Genomic DNA, 20,194 nt, shown 5'->3' on the forward strand with positions numbered 1-20,194 from the left:
GTCAACTCCCACCGATCCGGTTGGCGAAGCTCCGCCAGCCCTGCCGTCGGCGCAGCTCGCGCCGGGCCCGTTCGGGCACCAGTTCCCGCCAGAGCTGCCGGGGCAGCGCGAACCGGGGTTCGCCCCGGCCGAGTTCGTCCTCGATCAGGCCGAGCACCGCCCGGTGCCGCCCGGCCGCCGCCAGCTCCAGCCGGAGCCGCTCCGGCTCCCCGAGCGCGTCCAGCACCGTGCAGTACTCGGCGACCAGCAGGCCGACCCCGGCGATCACCTGCCGCTGCTCGGCCAGGGGCAGCGCGAGCAGCCCGGCCTGGAGCAACTGCGGGACGTCCCAGCCGAAGTGGCGCAGGTGCAGGGCCCGCCGCACCTCGCCCGGTTCGGTCAGCCGGTCGGTGACGGCGAGGATCTCGGCCAGCCCGCGCAGCCGGTCGCGGTGGTCGGAGCGCACCGTGGTGTTGCCCCGGTCGGCGCGGAGCACCGCGTGGTAGCAGTCGTAGTCGGCCAGCACCGAGATCCGCCCGGCCAGCAGCAGCGCCTGCAGCGTGAACGGCTGGTCGGAGTAGACCGGCAGGTCCTCGCGGCGGCGGAGGCCGTGCCGCACCAGCGGCTCGCGGCGGAACAGCTTGGTGTCGGAGAGCGCCCAGGCGAGCGCGGAGTCGGTGAAGCCGACCGAGGGCTCGGTGCGGTCGAAGATGCCCTGCGGGACGTGCCGGCCGCCGACCCCGACCATCCGGCCGAGCACCACGTCCGAGCGGTACCGGTCGGCCATCGCGACCAGCCGCTGCAGCGCCTCCGGGCCGAGCCAGTCGTCGGCGCCGAGGTAGAACACGTAGCGCCCCCGGGCCAGTTCCGTCGCCCGGTTGGTGGGGGCGGCCGGGCCGCCGGAGTTGGCCTGCCGCTCGATCCGGAACAGCCCGGGGTGGGCCCGGGCGAACCGCTCCAGCTCGGCGCCGCTGCCGTCGGTGGAGCCGTCGTCGACCGCGACCACCTCCATCCGGTCCGCACCGATGGACTGTTCGGCCAGCGAGGTCAGACAGGCCGTCAGGTACGGCATGGTGTTGTAGACCGCGACCACCACGGTGACATCGGGCGCGGAGGGCTCGGAGGGCGCAGAGGATCCGGGCTGCTCGGTCATCGGGTCGGTACTCCCAACAGGTTCTGTCGTCCGGCGGCGGCCAGCACCGATTCGGCCACCTCCACGGTGTGCAGGCCCTCGGCCAGCCCGACCGTCTCGGCCGGCCGCCCGGCCACCGCCTCGCGGAACTGCTCGTGCAGGCTGAGCAGCGGCTCCCGCTTGCGGAAGGCGTACCGGATCACGTCGCCCTCGGCGACCCCCCGGAACGCGCGGACGGTGTCCCACTCGGTGGCCACCGCGCCGTTCACCTGACGGGTGAGGTCGGCGGTCAGCGTGTCGGCGACCAGGCAGCCGCGCTCGCCGGTCACCGCCACGTACCGCTCCTTCTGCGGGCTGAGCCAGTTGACCAGGTGGCTGACCATGGTGCCGTCGGCCAGCGTGCCGACCACCGCCACCATGTCCTCGTGCGGGCGGCCGCTCTTGCGGACCGTCCTGGCGGCCACCGAGGCGTACGGCTGGCCGGTGATCCAGCCGGTCAGGTCGATGTCGTGGGTGGCCAGGTCCTTGACCACGCCGATGTCGGCGATCCGGCTCGGGAACGGGCCCTGACGGCGGGTCGAGACCTGGTAGACCTCGCCGAGTTCGCCGTTCGCCAGCCGGGCCCTGAGCTGCTGCAGCGCCGGGTTGTAGCGCTCGACGTGGCCGACCCCGGCGACCAGGCCCCGGAACGCCTCGACCAGCCGGCGGGCGGCCCTGGCGTCGTGCGCGAGCGGCTTCTCGATCAGCGCCGGTACGCCCGCCACCGCCAGCCGCAGGCCGACGCCCTCGTGCTGGGCCGTCGGGCAGGCCACCACCGCGTAGTCGATCCCCAGCGCGAGCAGGTCGTTGAGCTCGGCCAGCACGGGTGCGCCGCCCAGGACGGTGCCGCCCGCCGGGTCGACCACCCCGACCAGCTCGACCCCGTCCAGTCCGGCGAGCACCCGGGCGTGGTTGCGCCCCATCGCGCCGAGTCCGATCAGCCCGGCCCGCAGCGGCCGCCCTCGGCCGGGCTCCCGGCCGTCAGACCGCATGCCGCACCGCCCGGACCACCCGGTCCAGCTCCTCGGCCGACAGCGTGGGGTGCACCGGCAGCGAGACCACCTCGGCCACCGCCCGCTCGGTCTCCGGCAGCGCCCACCGCCCGGGGAAGGGCGGCAGCCGGTGGATCGGCACCGGGTAGTACACCTCGGTCGCCACCCCGGCCCCGGCCAACTCCCGCCGGAACTCCTCCCGTTGGCCGGGCACCCGGACGGTGTACTGGTGGTAGACGTGCCGCGCGCCCGCCGCCGCCACCGGGAGCCGCAGTCCGGTACCGGCCAACTCCCGGTCCAGCAGCGCCGCGTGGGCCCGGCGGCGCTCGGTGGCCGCGGGCAGCCGCCCGAGCTGGACCCGGCCGACCGCCGCCGAGACATCGGTCATCCGCAGATTCGCCCCGACGATCTCGTTCCGGTACGGCTGCTCCATCCCCTGGTTCCGCAGCAGCCGGAGCCTGCGGGCCAGCGCGGGGTCCGCGACGGTGACCATGCCGCCCTCCAGGGCGTGCATGTTCTTGGTCGGGTAGAAGCTGAAGCACCCGGCGGTGCCGAACGCGCCCACCGGCCGCCCGGCCAGGGTCGCGCCGTGCGCCTGGCAGGCGTCCTCGACCAGGGCCAGGCCGTGCCGGTCGGCCAGCCCGGTCAGCTCGCCCATCGCGGCCGGGTGCCCGTACAGGTGGACCGGGAGCAGGGCGGCGGTGCGCGGGCCGATCGCGGCCCGCACCGCCGCCGGGTCGAGGCAGAAGGTGTCCGGGTCGATGTCGGCGAAGACCGGCTCGGCGCCGACCAGCCGGACCGCGTTGGCGGTGGCGGCGAACGAGAACGACGGCACCACCACCTCGTCACCGGGTCCGATGCCGACCGCCGCCAGCGCCAACTGCAGCGCGGACGTACCGGAGTTGACGGCCACGCAGTGCCGCCCGTCCACCAGCTCGGCGAACTCCCGCTCGAACGCCGCCACTTCGGGCCCCTGGACCACCGATCCGCTGCGCAGCACCCGGACCGCCGCGGCGATCTCCGCCTCGCCGATCACCGGCCGCGCCACCGGCACCGCCTCGGACCGCGGGACCGGCACCGACTCCCCGACCAGCTGAGCCATCCGCCTGCACCCCTCACAAACCCCGTCCGGTGATCCGGAGTGTCAACTGCCGCCGACACCCCGGAGTCACCGCGCTCACCCGGACGAGTGACGGCGGTCGAACGGGTCAGCCGATCGCCACCTCCGCGTACATCCGGGCGATCACGTCCTCGATGGCCGGCTCCCGGACCGACAGGTCGACCAGCGGGTAGCGCTCCGCCACCGCCGCGACCAGCGGGGCGGCGCTCTGCTCGGCCGGGAAGGCCAGCCACTGCCGGGGGCCCTCGACCCGGACCACCCGGGCTCCGGGCACGGAGATCGCGGGCCCGGCCTCGGCCAGGTCGACCACCAGGGTGCGTTCGCTCCGTCCGGCCGTGTGCAGCCCGTCCAGGCCGCCGTCGTAGACCACCCGGCCGTGGTCGATCACCATCACCCGGCCGCAGAGCTGCTCGATGTCGGTCAGGTCGTGGGTGGTGAGCAGCACAGTGGTGCCCTCGGCCCGGTTCACCTCGCGGAGGAACTCCCGCACCCTGGCCTTGCTCACCACGTCCAGGCCGATGGTGGGCTCGTCCAGGTAGAGCACCTGGGGGTCGTGCAGCAGCGCCGCCGCCAGGTCCCCGCGCATCCGCTGGCCGAGCGAGAGCTGCCGGACGGGGGTGTCCAACAGGGCTCCCAGGTCCAGCAGTTCGACGCAGCGCGCCAGGTTGGCCCGGTACCGGTCGGGCGGGATCCGGTAGATCCGGCGGGCCAGTTCGTAGCTGTCGCGCAGCGGCAGGTCCCACCAGAGCGTGGTGCGCTGGCCGAAGACCACGCCGATCCGGCGGGCCAGCCCGACCCGCTCCCGGGCCGGTTCGACCCCGGCCACCCGGAGCCGCCCGGCGGTGGGCACCAGGATGCCGGTGAGCATCTTGATGGTGGTGGACTTGCCCGCGCCGTTCGGGCCGATGTAGCCGACGCACTCGCCCGCGCCGACGGTGAAGCTCAGCCCGTCCACCGCGTGCACCACCCGCTTCTCCCGGCGCAGCCGGCCGGTCCTGGTCCGGATCACGAAGTCCCGGCGGACGTCCTCGAGTTCGATCAGTGCCATGTCCGACTCCTGTTCAGGTGGTGTCAGTTGCCCGTGCCGCGGTAGGCCCGCAGGCCGGTCCGCCAGGCCAGCCCGGCCGCCAGCACGCAGAGCAGCGCGGCCACCGGCGAGGCGAAGCGGAGCGCGACCGGGAGGCCGAGCGGGTCGGGTTTGCCGAGGATGTACAGCGCGGGCAGCCAGTTGACGAAGGCCAGCGGGAGGCCGAAGACCAGCCCGGCGACCAGTTCCCTGGCGAAGATGGTGGGCGGGTACTGGAGCACGGTGGCCCCGCCGTAGGTGAAGGCGTTCTGGAACTCGGCCGCCTCGCCCCACCAGAACTGCACGGTGGCGAAGCCGATGAAGACCGCACCGAAGATGACGCTGCCGCAGACCAGCAGCACCGGGAGCAGCAGCACCCGGCCCGCCGTCCAGTGCACCTCCAGCCGGGTCATCGACCAGCCCAGGAAGGCCAGCGCCTGGAGCGGGCGGCCGACCCGGCGCAGGGTGAACCGCTCCGCGCAGACCTGGGACAGCGCTGCGGCGGGCCGGATCAGCATGGTGTCCAGGGTGCCGGTGCGGATCCGGTTGCCGAGCGCGTCCACGCAGCCGACCAGCAGGTTGGCCATGCCCAGCCCGAAGGCCGAGGTCCCGTACAGGAAGCCGACCTCGGGGAACGACCAGCCGCCGAGCTGTTCGGTGTGCTGGAACATCAGCAGCAGCACCACGAAGTCCAGCGCGGTGACGACGGTGCTGGCGATCAGCATCATCACGAACGAGGCCCGGTAGGCCATGCTGGAGCGGTTCCACATCGAGGCCACCAGCCACCACGAGCGCAGCGCCCAGCCCGTCCGCACCACCAGGCTCTCAGCCACCCTGGACCACCACCTTGCGGGTCGCCAGCAGCTGGCAGGCCCGGCCCAGGCCGAGCAGCACCACGGCCCAACTCGCCTGGAACGCGAGCCCGGTGAGCAGACCGAGGCCGGACCGGCGCTCCAGCAGCACATCGGTGGGGATCTGCACCAGCGCGGACCAGGGCAGCACCGTCGCCAACTCGCCCAGCCAGCCGGGGTAGAGCGCCACCGGCAGCAGCGTGCCGGAGAAGAACAGCGCGATCACCACCATCACCGAGCGGATGCCCTCGGAGTCGTGCAGCCAGAAGCCGGTGAGCGCGACCAGGAAGCGCAGCCCGAAGCTGACCACCACCGCCAGCAGCACCGAGAGCAGGAAGGCGGCCCAGACCAGCGGCGAGCCGGGCAGCCGGGTGTCGAAGGCGATCGCCCCGACGACGGTCGGTGCCACGCCCCGGCCGAGCAGGTGGAACGCGGCCCGGCCCAGGTCAGCCGCCAGCCACCAGCCCATGAAGTCCACCGGCCGGTACAGGTCGATCGCGATGTCCCCGCTCCTGAACCGCTCCTGGACGTCGTCCTGGAAGCCGCCGCCCCAGACCGCGACGGTGATCAGCAGGGACTGGCTGACCCAGATGTAGGTGACCGCCTGGGCGGTGTCGTAGCCGCCCAGGCCGGGCCTGGCCTGCCAGAGCGCGAGGAAGGTGTAGGCCAGGATGAAGCCGAAGACGGTGTTGGTGAAGGCCCCGGCCAGGGTGGCGGCCCGGTAGGTGGAGTGGCGGCGGAACGAGCCGGCGGCCACCGCGAGGTAGAGCCGGGCCGAGGCGGTCCGATCCGGTGGCCGGAGCTGCTGCGCGAGCTGCACTTTGTCTCCTTGTCGACTTTTGGGCAGGCAGGAGTGCACAGCCGGAGCGAGTTCGGCGGCGGCCCCGGCCGGTGCCGGGGGCAGCCTCGAACGGCCCCGACCGGCTGACCCCCGGGGGTACCGGAGGCTGCGGGCGGAGCTGCGTCAATCCTGCTGCGCTATGCGGTTGTCACCTTTCAACGTAGCGCCGGTCCGCCCGGAGCGCAGCCGAATTGCGCGGCCACGCCTCGTCAAACCGGCTGATCCACCGTCAATTCCCACATAATCCCCCCATGAGCCAGCAGCCGGACCAGCCGCCCGCGCCCGACACCCTCGAGTCGGAGGACCGGGCCGAGGGCTCCCGGCGCGACCGCCGCCGGGCCAGGCGCACCGCCCGCCGCACCCGGCGCCGGGCCCTGCCCTGGTGGCGCCGGGCGGTACCGACCTGGCGGATGATGGTCGGCGGACTGCTCGGGCTGGTCCTGCTCGGCCTCGCGGGCTTCGTCACGCTCTACCTGATCGTCCCGGTGCCCGACCCCAACACCCAGGCGGTGGCGCAGAGCAACGTCTACTACTACGCCGACGGGACCACCGAGCTGGCCCGCACCGGCACGGTCAACCGGCAGGACGTGCCGATCCGGCAGATCCCGCTGGACACCCAGCACGCGGTGGTCTCCGCCGAGGACCGCACCTTCTACCGGAACAAGGGCATCGACCTGCGCGGCATGGCCCGCGCCGCCTGGCAGAACATCAGAAACGCGGCCGCCAACGGCAAGAGCATGCAGGGCGGGTCCACCATCACCCAGCAGTACGTGAAGAACTACTACCTGACCCAGGACCAGACCCTGGCCCGCAAGGTCAGGGAGCTGTTCATCGCGCTCAAGGTGGACCAGCAGCGGAGCAAGGACGAGATCCTGGCCGGCTACCTCAACACCAGCTACTTCGGCCGCAACGCCTACGGCATCCAGACCGCCGCCAAGGCCTACTATGGCGAGGACGTGTCCCGGCTGACCACCGCTCAGGGCGCCTATCTGGCCGCCCTGTTGCAGGCACCGAGCGCGTACGACGTCCGGAACACCACCCCCGTCAACCGGGACCGGGCGATCACCCGCTGGAACTACGTCCTGGACGGCATGGTCGCGCTCGGCTTCCTGGACGCCGCCACCCGCGCCGCCACCGTCTTCCCCGAACCGGTCGACCCGCAGCCCGCCACCGGTCTGAGCGGCCAGGCCGGCTACCTGGTGGGCGTCGCCGACGACTACCTGACCAGCACCGGGGTGCTGGACCCGGCCACCCTGAAGGCCGGCGGCTGGCGGATCACCACCACCTTCGACAAGGCCAGGCAGGACGCCTTCGTGCAGGCCGTCCGGCAGGAGCTGACCGCCGAACTCGACCCGGCCGTCCGCCCGGAGACCGACACCGACGTCCGGGTCTCCGGCGCCTCGATCGAGCCGGGCAGCGGGAAGATCGTCGCGGTCTACGGCGGACCCGACTACGCCAAGCAGCAGTACAACGACGCGCTCCGGCAGGACAACCAGGTCGGCTCCACCTTCAAGCCGATCGACCTGGCCGCCGGGCTCGCGGGCGACCGGACCACCCAGGACGGCCGCCCGATCACCACCCGGACCCTGTACGACGGCGCCAGCCGCCGCCCGGTGGTCGGCGGACCGACCGCCTACGCCCCGCCGAACGAGGACGACGTCGACTACGGCTCCGTGACCCTGCGGTACGCCATGATGAAGTCGATCAACTCGGTCTACGCCCAGCAGGGCGTGGACGCCGGGCTCGACAGTGTCCGGCGGACGGCGGTCCGGCTCGGCCTCCCGGAGACCGTGCCGGGGATGGACCCGGCCAACACCTCGATGACCCTGGGCACCGCCACCCCGAGCGCGATCGACCTGGCCTCGGTGTACGCCGCACTGGCCAACCACGGCCAGGCGATCACCCCTTGGGCGGTGCTCGGGCTGGAACGCTCCGGCGGCTACTCCGACCTGCCCGAACTGCCCGCCCACCCGGCCCGGGAGGCGGTCGACCGGGGTACCGCGGACGCCGTCACCGACGTGCTGCAGGACGTGGTCGGCCCGGCCGGCACCGGCGCCCGGGCGCTCGGCCTGCGCCGCCCCGCGGCCGGCAAGACCGGCACCACCGACAACAACCGCTCCGCCTGGTTCGCCGGCTACACCCCCGAACTGGCCACGACGGTCGGCCTGTTCCGGGAGGACCCGAAGACCCACGCCAAGCTCTCACTGGCCGGCACGGCGGGCTTCAACCGGATCAACGGCGGTGCCTTCCCGACCGAGATCTGGACCAGCTACATGACCGGGGCGCTCCGCGGCACCCCGGTCCAGGACTTCGACCTCCAGCCCAGCCGGGGCAACACCCGCCCCAGCGAGCCCGCCTCACCCACCGTCAGCCCCTCGCCGACCCCGTCGGCGACGCCGTCCCCCACCCCGACCCCGACCCCGAGCCCCTCACCGTCGGCCACCCCGAGCCGGACCCCGAGCCCCTCGCCCTCCCCGGTCCCCACCCCGAGCCCGACCACGTCCGCGAGCGGGGAACCGCTGCCCACCCCCTAGAGGTACAGGCCGGTCGAGCCCTCGGTGTCGCCGAACCGGGTCGCCGCCACCGCGTGCAGGTCGCGCTCGCGCAGCAGCACGTAGGTGGCGCCCCGCACCTCGACCTCCAGCTTGTCCTCGGGGTCGTACAGCACCCGGTCGCCGGGCTCCACCGAGCGGACGCTCTGGCCGACGGCCACCGCCTCGGCCCAGGTGCAGCGCTTCGACAGCTCCGCCGTGGCCGGGATCAGGATGCCGCCGGTCGAGCGGCGCTCGCCCTCGCTGCCCTCGGTCTTCACCAGCACCCGGTCGTGCAGCATCTTGATCGGCAGCTTCGCGCCGAGCCGGTCGTGCCGGGTCACCTCGTCCTCTACGTTCACGCCCCCGACGGTACCCGCCCGGGGCGGACGGCGTGACGCTGGCCCGGCATGCGGGAGGGGCCGGACCGCCACGGGCCCGGCCCCTCCCGCTGTTGCGCTCAGGCGCGCTTGCGCCGCCGCACCGACGCCACCAGCAGCAGCACCCCGACGCCCACCAGCGCGGCCGGGACGATCCGCTCCTTGCGCGGCTGCCCCTTCTCGTCGGTGAACTGCGCCTTCAGCTGCTCCACCGCGCCGCTGGCCGCGACGTAGGCACGCCCGGCCTTCTGCTCGACCGCACCGAGCACCTTGGCCCGGGTCTGGGCCGCGATGGTGCTCGGGTGCACCCGGACGGCGAGCTCGTCCAGGGTGGTCGCGAGCTGGGTGCGGGTCCGCGCGATGTCCGCCTCGATCTGGGCGGTCGTCCGCGCCGCCTTGTCTGTGCCGGCCTTGCCCACTCGGGCCACCCCTTCACTTCTCTCGTCCGTTACGACAGGTGTCAGTCTGTCAGCTCCCCGCCCGGCCCGCGCAGTGCCACCCACCAACGGGGGTAGGTTGGCGAGCGGTACGACCCACGAGTCCGCACGAGGAGAAGCCCCACCATGAGCGAGCGCCTTCAGCCCGGCGACACCGCCCCCGCCTTCACCCTGCCCGACGCCGACGGCAACCTGGTCTCCCTCGCCGGCCACCTCGGCCGCAAGGTGATCGTGTACTTCTACCCCGCCGCCCTCACCCCCGGCTGCACCAAGCAGGCCTGCGACTTCACCGACAACCTGGAGGTCTTCGCGGGCGCCGGGTACGACGTGATCGGCATCTCCCCCGACAAGCCGGCCAAGCTGGAGAAGTTCCGCGAGGCCGAGAACCTCCGGGTCACCCTGCTGTCGGACGAGGACCACGCGGTGCTGGAGGCCTACGGCGCCTACGGCGAGAAGCAGAACTACGGCCGCACCTACGTCGGCGTGATCCGCTCCACCGTGATCGTCGACGAGCAGGGCAAGGTCGAGCACGCCTTCTACAACGTCAAGGCCACCGGCCACGTCGCCAAGCTCCTCCGCGACCTCAAGGTCGACGCGGCCTGACGGCTCCTCAGCACGTCCGGAGCACAACCCGGAACACGTCCGGAGCACAACGAAGCGGTGGCGGTGCACCCCCCGACCGGGTGCACCGCCACCGCCGTCCATTACCCCGTCAGGTCAGCAGACCCCGAGGTCGGTCCAGACGCCCCACTGACCGGTGGTCGAGGGGTCCTCGCCGGTGGTCCACCACTTGTTGCTGTACTGGTGGCCCTTCCAGGACACCTTGGTACCCGTGGTGGCGTAGATGTTGCCGGCCGCCCAGCTCGGCGCGGTGCAGGTGCCGGGCGTGGTCGGGCTGCTGCTCGGGCTGCTGCTGGGCGAGGAGGACGGCGAGCTGCTCGGGCTCGACGACGGGCTGCTCGACGGGGAGCTGCTCGGCGAGGAGGACGGGCTGCTGCTCGGGGAGGCGGACGGCGAGGAGGTCGCGCCGCTGCTGCCCCGGGTCAGGTCGCCGGTGAGGCCGTACAGGGTGCCGCCGACGCTGACCGTCCAGTTGCTGGGGGTCGTGATCGGCAGGTAGTAGGTGAAGTCCATGGTCAGCGACGCACCTGGGGCCAGCGACTGCCAGCCCGGGAGCTTGACCGAGGCCCGGTTGTAGACGCCCTTCAGGCCGCCGACGTTGTTGCCGGTGTGGTCCTGACGGATCGTCGTGAGGCCGAAGCCCGAGGAGTCCTTGGCGTTGCCCGGGGCCGAGGTCGAGTAGTCGAACTGGAACTCGGTCCCGCCCGGCAGGGTCACCGTGGAGTTGTTGGTGATCTGCAGCTTGGGGCTGATCGGGTAGTTCGAGTCACCCAGCGCGAAGCTGTTGAACTGGACGTCGATCGGCAGGGTCTGCTGCGGCAGCGCGATGGTGGAGCGCTTCGCGCCGTACGCCGAGGCGGACTTGAACTTGTCGTACATCAGCGAGGTCAGGGTCGAACCGGGGACGTACTGGTTCTTGGCGGCGTCCCACTTGTAGTCGCCCGCGAGCTCCCAGATCATCGCGCCGCCGATGCCCTGGTTGACCACGTAGTCGGCCTTGGCGCCGACCGACTGCTCGTCCTCGGTGGAGAGGAAGACCTTCTTCTGCGCGTTCCACAGCCACGGCGCGACCAGGGTCGAGTCGTAGTTGCGGGTGTAGGTGCCCTGGAGCGCGGTGTCGGTCACGCCGTACTTGGAGAGGTAGTCGGGGACGATGCCCTTCTCCAGGTTCTTGGCGTGCCACATCGGGTTGGAGCCCGCCGGGGACTCGACCCCGTTGGTGTCCTTGTCGTTCCAGATGTTGTCGATGCCGACCGCACCGTCACCACAGGTGGTCAGACCGGCGCCGGCCGGGCAGGTGTTGGTCGAGGCGGTGCCCCAGAGGCCGTTGGTGCCACCGGTGACGTTCTTGAACCCGCGGGTGTAGTACGGCAGACCGATGTTGATCCGGCCGGCCGTCATCGCACCGCGGAAGTAGTGGTACGCCCAGTCGGTGTTCAGGTAGCCGATGCCGCCGTACTGCGTGGTGCCGTACACGTTGGCGGCGGCCAGCTCGGCGTCCTTGCCGTCGTCGAACAGCGAGGCGTTCGGACCGACGTACTTGTTCCAGGCGCCGTGCAGGTCGTACGACATGATGTTGACGTAGTCCAGGTACTTCGCCATCTGGTACGTCTCCATGCCGCGGAGCAGGTACCCGGAGGACGGAGCGGCGACGGTCACCATGTAGTGCTTGCCGTCGGCGGCGCCGGCCCGGTCCATCTTCTCGCGCAGGGTCTTCAGCAGCGCGTCGAACGCCTTGACCAGCGAGCCGCGCTTGGCGTTCGCGGTGGTCCAGTCGAGCGGGTTGCCCGCGTCCTTCATCGAGGTGGCGTACTCGTAGTCGATGTCGACGCCGTTGAAGCCGTACTTCTTGATGAAGTCGACGGCCGAGTCCGCGAAGGTGTTGATGCCGGCCTGGTTGACCGAGCCGTCCGCGTTGACCGTGGTGGAGTAGAAGCCGCCCGAGTTGACCCGCTTGCCGTCGGCACCGAAGTAGCCGCCGGTCTCGGTCCAACCGCCCACCGAGATCAGGGTCTTCACGTTCGGGTACTGCTTCTTGTACTTGGTCAGCAGGTTGAAGTGACCCTTGTACGGCAGCGTCGGGTCCATCTCGGCCCCGGCGACGCCCGGGAAGGTGATCCCGGTGGCCTCGTTGGTCGGGGTGTCGTCGCCGACCGACAGCTTGTTGTTGCCGTCGATGTGCCCGAACGCGTAGTTCAGGTGGGTGACCTTGTCCCAGGGGATGTTGTTCACCAGGTAGGCGGGCGTGCCGTCCTTGCCGGTGCGCCAGCCGGTGAAGTAGCCGATGATGCGGCGCTGGTGGTCCGCGCCCATCTTCTCGCGGCCCTCGGTGTCGTAGACGTTGCAGTACGGCACGTCCACGCCGGGCGTGGTGTACATGCCGTCGGGGCGACAGGACTGGTTGTCGACAGCAGCGGCGGCCTGCGAGGGCGCCGTGCCGAGCGTGGCGACCAGCAGACCGGCCATCACCGCGGCGGCAGCGGTGGCGAAGGCCACCCGCTTGCCGGACGTCTGACGGCCCGCAGCGGTGGGACGCTGCTCCGTCGTGGATCGGATCAACACTCGGTCCTCCAGGGGAGAGTGCCGGCGCGCGCTGTGGGGGCGCGCAGTGGGGGAGGTCGGACAGCCCGCAGCTGACGACCGGTCAGAACCCCGACTGCCGCGCTGCAGGTTGGCGCGAAGCTATGTGGTCTGAACCACATAGGTCAATAGGTCTGTACCAATCGAGTGTCAACCGAGACCTGGGAATGATCGTGATTCTCATCACTCCTTCATCTTCCGTGCACCTGTTGGCCGTGTATCCCGGGGGCCGTTCGTACCCGCTGGTAAGTCCGCCCGCCCGAAGGGGTCTTGGCGGACGGGAAGGACCGTGACGACTTGGTCAACTCTTGGGTATCGCTCCATGCAGCCGTCGGGGACGACCCGCGGCGGCCCGGTCGACCCGCCGTCGGCAAAGCCGGGTGCAGGCTCGGCAGCGGGCGAAGTAGCATGACGGCACGCTGTCTCTGCGGCCTTGGTGAAATTGGCAGACACGCGGGCCTTAGGAGCCCGTGAGGGTGACCTCGTGAGGGTTCAAGTCCCTCAGGCCGCACAACGGAAGGGCCCCGCATCCGAGGATGCGGGGCCCTTCGCGTCCGGCCGACGGGGCGTCAGCCGAGCAGCTCGCGGACCACCGGGACCAGGCCGCGGAAGGCCTGGCCGCGGTGGCTGATGGCGTTCTTCTCGTCGGCGGTCAGCTCGGCGCAGGTCCGGGTCTCGCCGAGGGGCTGCAGGATCGGGTCGTAGCCGAAGCCGCCGTCGCCCGCCGGGGTGGTGCGCAGGGTGCCGAGCAGGCGGCCCTCGACCACCCGCTCGGTGCCGTCCGGCAGGGCGAGCGCGGCGGCGCAGGCGAAGTGCGCGCCCCGGTGCGGGTCGGAGATGTCGCCGAGCTGGGCCAGCAGCAGGTCCAGGTTGGCCCGGTCGTCGCCGTGCTTGCCGGCCCAGCGGGCGGAGAAGATGCCGGGGGCGCCGTTCAGCACGTCGACGCAGAGCCCGGAGTCGTCCGCGACCGCCGGCAGACCGGTGGCGCGCGCCAGCGCGTGCGCCTTCAGCAGGGCGTTCTCGGCGAAGGTCACGCCGGTCTCGGGGACGTCCGGGATCTCCGGGTAGGCGTCGGCGCCGACCAGCTCCACGTCGAGCCCGGCCGCGCCGAGGATGGCGAGCAGCTCCGCGACCTTGTGCTGGTTCCGGGTGGCGAGGACGAGGCGTCGGGTAGTCATGCCGACCAGCCTAGGGCGTGTCAGCCGGTGCAGGCCTTGGTCAGGTTGGACGCGGCGTCGCCGAGCGGCTTGAGGTCGGGGATCTGCTTGGCGTCGATCGCCTGCTGGGTCTTCTCGACCTGGGTCTGCAGGTCGGTGATCGCCTTGCTGACGTCGGTGTCGCTGGAGTTGCGGCCCAGCTCGTCGAGGTCGGTCTTGAGCTTCTGCAGCGCCTGCCCGGCGGCCTGCGGGTCGTCGGCGGCGTTGCCGAAGGCGGAGCTCACGTTGGCGAAGTCGGTGCTGATCCGCACCGCCGTGTTGCCGCAGTCCAGCGCCTTCTGGGCCGCCGAGCAGCCCACGCCGAGCGGCAGCAGGAGCGCGAGCGCGGCGACCGACAGGGTGGCGGAACGGTGGATGCTGAGGGGCATCGGGAGTCCTCCGTGGGAGACGCTGGGCGAGGTCCGGCGGTCAGGAGGACGACGGCCCGGCCGCCACCGGTTCCCGGACCGGGCTGACGGCCCGAACCGTACGGGCTCCGGGCCCCGCCTGTACAGCGGCCGCTCCCGGAGCCCGTACGGGCTGACACCCGGTCAGCCCTCCAGCACCTTGCGCTGGATCTCGTCCAGCTCGGCGCAGCCCAGCGTGCCCAGGTCGAGCAGCTGGTCCAGCAGCGCGCGGTCGAACGGCGCGCCCTCGGCGGTGCCCTGGACCTCGACGAAGCGGCCGTCGGAGGTGCAGACGATGTTCATGTCGGTCTCGGCCCGGACGTCCTCCTCGTAGCGGAGGTCGAGCATCGGGACGCCGTCGATGATGCCGACGCTGACCGCGCTGACGCCGCCGGTGATCGGCTGGCCCTTCGCCCGGAGCAGCTTCTTGTCCCGGGCCCAGGAGACCGCGTCCACCAGCGCCACGTACGCGCCGGTGATGGCCGCGGTGCGGGTGCCGCCGTCGGCCTGGAGCACGTCGCAGTCGAGCACGATGGTGTTCTCGGCGAGCGCCCGGTGGTCGATCACGGCGCGGAGCGAGCGGCCGATCAGGCGGCTGATCTCGTGGGTCCGGCCGCCGATCTTGCCGCGGACCGACTCGCGGTCGCCGCGGGTGTTGGTGGCGCGCGGGAGCATGGAGTACTCGGCGGTGACCCAGCCCTCGCCGCTGCCCTTGCGCCAGCGCGGGACGCCCTCGGTGACGCTGGCGGTGCAGAGCACCTTGGTGTCGCCGTAGGAGACCAGGACGGAGCCTTCGGCGTGCTTGCTCCAGCCCCGTTCGATGGTGATCGGGCGGAGGTCTTCGGGGGTGCGGCCGTCGATGCGTGACATAGCCACCGAGCCTAGCCGCTCTTCACCACGGCCCGGGAAACGCTGCGGCCCGTCCACCCCCTGACGGGGTGACGGGCCGGAGCTGGTGAGACCGGTGGGTCTCAGCTCACATCATGTCCTCGATGTCGGCGGCGATCGGGTCGGCGTCGGTGCCGATCACGACCTGGATCGCGGTGCCCATCTTGACGACGCCGTGGGCGCCGGCGGCCTTCAGCGCGGCTTCGTTGACCAGGGAGGCGTCCTTGACCTCGGTGCGCAGGCGGGTGATGCAGCCCTCGACCTCTTCGATGTTGTCGATCCCGCCGAGACCGGCGACGATCTTCTCAGCCTTGCTGGCCATGTCTTTCTCCCTCTGTCTCGGCCCCCGGCAGCTCTGCCCGGTGCCGTACCGCTCGGTGCTGGTGGCTGTGGTCGGAAAGGTGACGCGGACTCAGTTGCCGCGCCCACAACAGCGCGCGACCAGCATCGCCCGACTTCGACCGACTTGCCACGTTAGTCCACTTTTGGCTCAGCACCGCGCGCGCGCTCCCGATCTTCACCACAGGATGACGATCAGTAGGACCTTGGACCCGGCGCGCCCGCCTCTGCTCCGCAAGTGGTCTACACCAATATTAGGTGCACTTCGGACAACGCGGAAACGCCCGCCGGTGTTCCGGGCCCGGACACATCCGGCACTCGGAGGACGATGATGAGTTCGGCAGGCGCCGCGGTTCCGCAGAAACAGTGGTGGCACGGCCTCTACGGCGGCCTCCAGAAAATGGGCCGCAGTCTCCAGCTACCGGTGGCCGTGCTGCCCGCCGCCGGCCTGCTGAACCGGATCGGCCAACCGGACGTGTTCGGGGCCGACGGCCTCGGCTGGGACAACGTGGCCAAGGTGTTCGCCTCCGCCGGCGGCGCCCTGCTCAGCTCCACCCTCGGCCTGCCGCTGCTCTTCTGCATCGGCGTCGCGATCGGCATGGCCAAGAAGGCCGACGGCTCCACCGCGCTCGCGGCGGTGGCCGGCTTCCTGGTCTACTTCGCGGTGCTCCAGGCCTTCCCGGAGGACTGCGCCGCAGGCACCAAGCTGCTCGGCAACCAGTGCGTGGACTTCGCGACCCAGAAGGGCACGAACGCGGTCTACCAGAACCCGGGCGTGCTCGGCGGCATCGTGATCGGCCTGCTGTCGGCCTGGCTCTGGGTGCGCTACCACCGGGTCAAGCTGGTCGACTGGCTCGGCTTCTTCAACGGCCGCCGCCTGGTCCCGATGATCACCGCCCTGATGGGCCTGGCGATCGCCTGCATCGCACTCTGGGTCTGGCCGCCGATCGGCGACGCGCTGACCTCGTTCAGCGAGTGGCTCTCCGACCTGGACGCCTGGGGTGCCGGACTGTTCGGTCTGGCCAACCGCGCCCTGCTGCTGGTCGGTATGCACCAGCTGCTGAACACCTTCCTCTGGTTCCAGTTCGGCTCCTTCACCAAGCCGGACGGCACCGTGGTGAACGGTGACATCAACCGCTTCCTGGCGGGCGACCCGACGGCCGGCCAGTTCACCTCCGGCTTCTTCCCGATCATGATGTTCGCGCTCCCCGCCGCCGCACTGGCGATCGCCCACTGCGCCAAGCCGCACCGGCGCAAGGAGATCACCGGCCTGATGCTCTCGGTCGGCCTGACCTCCTTCGTCACCGGCGTCACCGAGCCGCTCGAGTACTCCTTCGCCTACATCGCCCCGGCGCTGTACGCGGTGCACGCGGTGCTGACCGGCGCCTCGATGGCGATCACCTGGGCGCTCGGCGTGAAGGACGGCTTCAGCTTCTCGGCCGGCCTGATCGACTACGTCATCAACTGGACCCTGGCCACCAAGCCCTGGCTGATCATCCCGATCGGACTCTGCTTCGCGGTGGTCTACTACGTGCTCTTCCGGTTCGTCATCATCAAATTCGACCTCAAGACCCCCGGCCGCGAGGACGAGGACGAGGTCGAGGACGTCACCAAGGCCTGACGCTCCGTCCGAAAGGGCCCCCGGACCACTGACCCGGGGGCCCTTCGGCATATCCGGAAAAGGACCAAAGGCCCTGCCGGAATTCCGTTAAACAATCCCGGTCCGTTCGGTGTCGGATTTTTTTCAATCCCTTGTCGGATGCGTGTTAGAAAAGGGCTGCACCGCGAACTGGTGTAGACCAATCGGCCCCCCGGCCGATCGGTGCGCAAAGTCGCCCACCGCCGAAGGACCGCCCATGAGTACGACGACCGCCCCCGCGGCGGCACCCGCCAAGAAGCCGGGTGCCGGCCTGATGCAGGGCCTCCAGAAGATCGGCCGCAGCCTGCAGCTGCCGGTCGCCGTGCTGCCCGCGGCCGGCATCCTGCTGCGCCTGGGGCAGGACGACGTGTTCGGAAAGGACGGCCTCGGCTGGGGCAAGGTCGCCACCGTCTTCGCCACCGCCGGTGACGCCGTCTTCAGCAATCTCCCACTGCTCTTCTGCGTGGGCGTGGCGATCGGCTACGCCAAGAAGGCCGACGGCTCCACCGCGCTCGCCGCGCTGGTCGGCTACCTGGTCTTCCACAATGTGCTGACGGCCTTTCCGATGGCCGGCACCATCACCGAGGCGCTGCCCGCAGGAAAGCCGCAGAACCCCGGTGTCTTCGGCGGCATCGTGATCGGCCTGCTGAGCGCCATCCTGTGGCAGAAGTACCACCGCACCAAGCTGGTCGACTGGCTCGGCTTCTTCAACGGCCGCCGGCTCGTCCCGATCATCATGGCCTTCGTCGGCACCCTGGTCGGCGTGGTGGTCGGCCTCGCCTGGGGCCCGATCGGCACCGGCCTGACCAACGCCAGCGACTGGCTGGTCGGCCTCGGCTCGGCCGGCGCGGGCATCTACGGCGTGGCCAACCGGCTGCTGATCCCGATCGGCATGCACCAGTTCCTGAACACCTTCTTCCAGCAGCAGGTCGGCAGCTTCACCGACGCCTCCGGCCACACCTGGATCGGCGACATCCCGCGCTTCTTCCACGGTGACCCGACGGCCGGTCAGTTCATGTCCGGGTTCTTCCCGATCATGATGTTCGGCCTCCCGGCCGCCGCCATCGCGATCGCCCACTGCGCCCGCCCGGAGCGCCGCAAGGCGGTCATGGGGATGATGGTCTCGGTCGCGCTGACCAGCTTCATCACCGGCGTCACCGAGCCGATCGAGTTCTCCTTCATGTTCATCGCCCCGGCGCTGTACGTGATCCACGCCCTGCTCACCGGCCTCTCGATGGCGGTCACCTGGGCCCTCGGCGTGCACGACGGCTTCAGCTTCTCGGCCGGCCTGATCGACTACCTGCTGAACTGGAACCTCGCCACCAAGCCCTGGCTGATCATCCCGCTCGGGCTCTGCTTCGCGGCGCTGTACTACCTGCTCTTCCGGTTCGCGATCACCAGGTTCAACCTCACCACCCCGGGCCGCGAGCCCGAGGAGGAGATCGAGGACATCACCAAGGACTGACCCGGCGTCAATCCGAAACCCGCTCCCGACGGCAGCCGCCGCCGGGAGCGGGCCTTTTTGTTGCGCAACTCGCCAAAATGGCGATTACGGCGAGTAGCCAAGATCGTTAATCATTAAGAAGGTTTCGATTTCATAGCGCTTCCCACCTGCACGGCTTCCAGGGCTACCGACCCCCCTCCATGCGTGCTAGAAAACTGGTCTACACCACTAGTGGTGTAGACCAGTTCGCGGTTCGGCCCCCGATGCTCCTCCCCCGACCGATCCGCCCTGCCGTGAGGAACCACCCCCATGACCACGACCGCACCGGCATCGCCGCCCGCCGCGGCACCGACGCCGTCCCCGGCCAAGAAGTTCGGGCAGAACCTGCTCCAGGGCCTCCAGAAGATCGGCCGCAGCCTCCAGCTCCCGATCGCCGTCCTCCCGGCCGCGGGCCTGCTGGTCCGCCTGGGCGCGGACGACGTCTTTGGCAAGGACGGCCTCGGCTGGGGCAAGGTCGCCGCGGTGTTCCACTCCGCCGGTGACGCCGTCTTCTCGAACCTGCCGCTGCTCTTCGCGGTGGGCATCGCGATCGGCTTCGCCAAGAAGGCCGACGGCTCCACCGCGCTCGCCGCGCTGGTCGGCTACCTGGTCTACAAGAACGTGCTGACCGCGTTCCCGATCACCGAGTACGAGGTCCTGCCCGGCAAGGACAAGCCCGCGACGTTCCAGAACCCGGACGTCCTGGGCGGCATCGTGATCGGTCTGCTGAGCGCGGTGCTCTGGCAGAAGTACCACCGCACCAAGCTGGTCGACTGGCTCGGCTTCTTCAACGGCCGCCGCCTGGTCCCGATCATCATGGCCTTCGTCGGCACCGGCGTCGGCGTCGTGTTCGGCCTCGGCTGGGGCCCGGTCGGCGAGGCCATCGGCAGCCTGAACAACACCCTGATCGGTGCCGGTGCACTCGGTGCCGGTGCGTTCGGCCTGGTCAACCGCGGCCTGCTGCCGGTCGGCATGCACCAGTTCGTCAACTCCTTCGCCTGGTTCCAGACCGGTGACTTCACCAAGAGCGACAACACCGTCGTGCACGGCGACCTGACCCGCTACTTCGCCGGTGACCCGACGGCCGGTCAGTTCATGTCCGGGTTCTTCCCGATCATGATGTTCGCGCTCCCCGCCGCCGCCCTGGCCATCGCGCACGCCGCCCGCCCCGAGCGCCGCGCCGCCGTGATGGGCATGATGATGTCGCTCGCGCTGACCTCCTTCGTCACCGGTGTCACCGAGCCGATCGAGTTCGCCTTCGTCTTCATCGCCCCGGCGCTGTACGTGATCCACGCCGTGCTCACCGCCATCTCGATGGCCGTCACCTGGGCCCTCGGCGTGCACCTCGGCTTCACCTTCTCGGCCGGCCTGATCGACCTCGTGCTCGCCTGGAGCAAGTCGACCAACGGCTGGATCATCTTCCCGCTCGGTGCGGTCTTCGCGGTCCTGTACTACGTGCTGTTCCGCTGGGCGATCGCCCGGTTCAACCTCCCGACCCCCGGTCGCGAGAGCGACGAGGAGCTCGAGGAGATCACCAAGGCCTGACGCCTTGCCGCAACGCACGGACCCCGCCCGGCAACCGCCGGGCGGGGGGCGTGGGGTGGGGGGGGAGGTTGTCGTACAGGCAATATCACTGGTACACGTTGGGGGTGGACGCCACACGGGTGCAGGTG

Annotated in this window: 18 protein-coding genes and 1 tRNA gene; 6 read left to right on the forward strand and 13 right to left on the reverse strand. The window is 70.9% G+C overall.

The features are described 5' to 3' along the window. Nucleotide 1 precedes the first annotated feature (1 nt). The 6 genes from ABT118_RS26490 to ABT118_RS26515 all read right to left on the reverse strand — a co-directional run bounded on the left by ABT118_RS26490 (nucleotide 2) and on the right by ABT118_RS26515 (nucleotide 5,999). Entirely contained in the window at nucleotides 2–1,132 is a 1,131-nt protein-coding gene (locus tag ABT118_RS26490) for a glycosyltransferase family 2 protein (RefSeq protein WP_350673850.1), read from the reverse strand. Beyond that, a complete protein-coding gene (locus ABT118_RS26495; protein WP_350673853.1) occupies nucleotides 1,129–2,142 on the reverse strand; it encodes a Gfo/Idh/MocA family protein in 1,014 nt (337 codons plus the stop codon). The genes ABT118_RS26490 and ABT118_RS26495 overlap by 4 nt, the downstream gene beginning before the upstream one ends. Continuing rightward, nucleotides 2,132–3,244: a DegT/DnrJ/EryC1/StrS family aminotransferase gene (locus ABT118_RS26500; RefSeq protein ID WP_350673856.1), complete on the reverse strand. Its 1,113-nt coding sequence runs from the start codon at nucleotides 3,242–3,244 to the stop codon at nucleotides 2,132–2,134. Before ABT118_RS26500 ends, ABT118_RS26495 begins: the two co-directional genes overlap by 11 nt. Before the next feature lie 106 nt (nucleotides 3,245–3,350). After that, on the reverse strand, nucleotides 3,351–4,310 hold the full coding sequence (locus ABT118_RS26505; RefSeq protein WP_350673859.1) for an ABC transporter ATP-binding protein: 960 nt from the start codon (nucleotides 4,308–4,310) through the stop codon (nucleotides 3,351–3,353). Between the two features lie 23 nt (nucleotides 4,311–4,333). Beyond that, nucleotides 4,334–5,161 (reverse strand): ABC transporter permease, encoded by an 828-nt coding sequence (locus tag ABT118_RS26510; protein ID WP_350673862.1) that lies wholly within the window; start codon nucleotides 5,159–5,161, stop codon nucleotides 4,334–4,336. Next, on the reverse strand, nucleotides 5,154–5,999 hold the full coding sequence (locus ABT118_RS26515) for an ABC transporter permease (protein ID WP_350673865.1): 846 nt from the start codon (nucleotides 5,997–5,999) through the stop codon (nucleotides 5,154–5,156). Before ABT118_RS26515 ends, ABT118_RS26510 begins: the two co-directional genes overlap by 8 nt. A gap of 272 nt (nucleotides 6,000–6,271) precedes the next feature. On the opposite strand from ABT118_RS26515, the gene ABT118_RS26520 reads away from it, so the two are divergent. Next, the gene (locus ABT118_RS26520; RefSeq protein ID WP_350673868.1) at nucleotides 6,272–8,554 is read left to right on the forward strand and encodes a transglycosylase domain-containing protein; all 2,283 of its coding nucleotides are present in this window, start codon (nucleotides 6,272–6,274) and stop codon (nucleotides 8,552–8,554) included. On the opposite strand, the gene ABT118_RS26525 is transcribed toward ABT118_RS26520, so the two are convergent. Both ABT118_RS26525 and ABT118_RS26530 read right to left on the reverse strand, forming a co-directional pair. Beyond that, nucleotides 8,551–8,853 carry a GroES family chaperonin gene (locus tag ABT118_RS26525; protein ID WP_184925018.1) on the reverse strand — a complete coding sequence of 101 codons (303 nt, stop codon included), beginning with the start codon at nucleotides 8,851–8,853 and terminating at the stop codon, nucleotides 8,551–8,553. The genes ABT118_RS26520 and ABT118_RS26525 overlap by 4 nt on opposite strands. Nucleotides 8,854–9,011: 158 nt before the next feature. Then, nucleotides 9,012–9,359 (reverse strand): DUF3618 domain-containing protein, encoded by a 348-nt coding sequence (locus ABT118_RS26530; RefSeq protein WP_502884672.1) that lies wholly within the window; start codon nucleotides 9,357–9,359, stop codon nucleotides 9,012–9,014. A 135-nt stretch (nucleotides 9,360–9,494) separates the two neighbouring features. On the opposite strand from ABT118_RS26530, the gene bcp reads away from it, so the two are divergent. Then, complete coding sequence (bcp, locus tag ABT118_RS26535; RefSeq protein WP_350673870.1) at nucleotides 9,495–9,971, forward strand: thioredoxin-dependent thiol peroxidase; 477 nt, start codon at nucleotides 9,495–9,497, stop codon at nucleotides 9,969–9,971. Between the two features lie 114 nt (nucleotides 9,972–10,085). Here bcp and ABT118_RS26540 read toward each other — a convergent pair whose 3' ends face one another. Then, complete coding sequence (locus ABT118_RS26540; RefSeq protein ID WP_350673905.1) at nucleotides 10,086–12,455, reverse strand: chitinase C-terminal domain-containing protein; 2,370 nt, start codon at nucleotides 12,453–12,455, stop codon at nucleotides 10,086–10,088. Between the two features lie 541 nt (nucleotides 12,456–12,996). Here ABT118_RS26540 and ABT118_RS26545 point away from each other — a divergent pair. Continuing rightward, a tRNA-Leu gene (locus ABT118_RS26545) sits at nucleotides 12,997–13,080 on the forward strand. A gap of 58 nt (nucleotides 13,081–13,138) precedes the next feature. Here the strand turns inward: ABT118_RS26545 and rdgB are convergent. The 4 genes from rdgB to ABT118_RS26565 form a co-directional block, all read right to left on the reverse strand. After that, nucleotides 13,139–13,747, reverse strand: coding sequence for an RdgB/HAM1 family non-canonical purine NTP pyrophosphatase (rdgB, locus tag ABT118_RS26550; RefSeq protein WP_350673874.1), 609 nt, complete (start codon nucleotides 13,745–13,747; stop codon nucleotides 13,139–13,141). Between the two features lie 20 nt (nucleotides 13,748–13,767). Further along, nucleotides 13,768–14,154: a DUF8711 family protein gene (locus ABT118_RS26555; protein WP_350673876.1), complete on the reverse strand. Its 387-nt coding sequence runs from the start codon at nucleotides 14,152–14,154 to the stop codon at nucleotides 13,768–13,770. 162 nt (nucleotides 14,155–14,316) lie between these two features. Next, nucleotides 14,317–15,042 carry a ribonuclease PH gene (gene rph, locus ABT118_RS26560; RefSeq protein ID WP_350673880.1) on the reverse strand — a complete coding sequence of 242 codons (726 nt, stop codon included), beginning with the start codon at nucleotides 15,040–15,042 and terminating at the stop codon, nucleotides 14,317–14,319. A gap of 106 nt (nucleotides 15,043–15,148) precedes the next feature. Beyond that, nucleotides 15,149–15,382 (reverse strand): PTS sugar transporter subunit IIB, encoded by a 234-nt coding sequence (locus ABT118_RS26565; RefSeq protein WP_063349220.1) that lies wholly within the window; start codon nucleotides 15,380–15,382, stop codon nucleotides 15,149–15,151. A gap of 348 nt (nucleotides 15,383–15,730) precedes the next feature. On the opposite strand from ABT118_RS26565, the gene ABT118_RS26570 reads away from it, so the two are divergent. The 3 genes from ABT118_RS26570 (at nucleotide 15,731) to ABT118_RS26580 (ending at nucleotide 20,066) form a co-directional block, all read left to right on the forward strand. Further along, the gene (locus ABT118_RS26570) at nucleotides 15,731–17,020 is read left to right on the forward strand and encodes a PTS transporter subunit EIIC (protein WP_350673883.1); all 1,290 of its coding nucleotides are present in this window, start codon (nucleotides 15,731–15,733) and stop codon (nucleotides 17,018–17,020) included. Nucleotides 17,021–17,255: 235 nt separating this feature from the next. Beyond that, nucleotides 17,256–18,503 carry a PTS transporter subunit EIIC gene (locus tag ABT118_RS26575; protein ID WP_350673886.1) on the forward strand — a complete coding sequence of 416 codons (1,248 nt, stop codon included), beginning with the start codon at nucleotides 17,256–17,258 and terminating at the stop codon, nucleotides 18,501–18,503. Nucleotides 18,504–18,791: 288 nt separating this feature from the next. Continuing rightward, nucleotides 18,792–20,066 carry a PTS transporter subunit EIIC gene (locus ABT118_RS26580; RefSeq protein WP_350673890.1) on the forward strand — a complete coding sequence of 425 codons (1,275 nt, stop codon included), beginning with the start codon at nucleotides 18,792–18,794 and terminating at the stop codon, nucleotides 20,064–20,066. Nucleotides 20,067–20,194: the final 128 nt, after the last annotated feature.

It is taken from the genome of Kitasatospora sp. NPDC002040, from assembly GCF_040296785.1.
Classification (GTDB): Bacteria; Actinomycetota; Actinomycetes; order Streptomycetales; family Streptomycetaceae; genus Kitasatospora.

Excerpts from the sequence above, each read along its gene's own strand:
- ABT118_RS26575 (WP_350673886.1), top strand. The coding sequence starts at position 17,256 with ATGAGTACGACGACCGCCCCCGCGGCGGCACCCGCCAAGAAGCCGGGT.
- ABT118_RS26565 (WP_063349220.1), bottom strand. The coding sequence starts at position 15,382 with ATGGCCAGCAAGGCTGAGAAGATCGTCGCCGGTCTCGGCGGGATCGAC.
- ABT118_RS26525 (WP_184925018.1), bottom strand. The coding sequence starts at position 8,853 with ATGCTGCACGACCGGGTGCTGGTGAAGACCGAGGGCAGCGAGGGCGAG.
- ABT118_RS26540 (WP_350673905.1), bottom strand. The coding sequence starts at position 12,455 with ATGGCCGGTCTGCTGGTCGCCACGCTCGGCACGGCGCCCTCGCAGGCC.
- ABT118_RS26555 (WP_350673876.1), bottom strand. The coding sequence starts at position 14,154 with ATGCCCCTCAGCATCCACCGTTCCGCCACCCTGTCGGTCGCCGCGCTC.
- ABT118_RS26495 (WP_350673853.1), bottom strand. The coding sequence starts at position 2,142 with ATGCGGTCTGACGGCCGGGAGCCCGGCCGAGGGCGGCCGCTGCGGGCC.
- ABT118_RS26570 (WP_350673883.1), top strand. The coding sequence starts at position 15,731 with ATGAGTTCGGCAGGCGCCGCGGTTCCGCAGAAACAGTGGTGGCACGGC.
- ABT118_RS26505 (WP_350673859.1), bottom strand. The coding sequence starts at position 4,310 with ATGGCACTGATCGAACTCGAGGACGTCCGCCGGGACTTCGTGATCCGG.
- rdgB (WP_350673874.1), bottom strand. The coding sequence starts at position 13,747 with ATGACTACCCGACGCCTCGTCCTCGCCACCCGGAACCAGCACAAGGTC.
- ABT118_RS26520 (WP_350673868.1), top strand. The coding sequence starts at position 6,272 with ATGAGCCAGCAGCCGGACCAGCCGCCCGCGCCCGACACCCTCGAGTCG.
- ABT118_RS26490 (WP_350673850.1), bottom strand. The coding sequence starts at position 1,132 with ATGACCGAGCAGCCCGGATCCTCTGCGCCCTCCGAGCCCTCCGCGCCC.
- ABT118_RS26500 (WP_350673856.1), bottom strand. The coding sequence starts at position 3,244 with ATGGCTCAGCTGGTCGGGGAGTCGGTGCCGGTCCCGCGGTCCGAGGCG.
- ABT118_RS26580 (WP_350673890.1), top strand. The coding sequence starts at position 18,792 with ATGACCACGACCGCACCGGCATCGCCGCCCGCCGCGGCACCGACGCCG.
- rph (WP_350673880.1), bottom strand. The coding sequence starts at position 15,042 with ATGTCACGCATCGACGGCCGCACCCCCGAAGACCTCCGCCCGATCACC.
- bcp (WP_350673870.1), top strand. The coding sequence starts at position 9,495 with ATGAGCGAGCGCCTTCAGCCCGGCGACACCGCCCCCGCCTTCACCCTG.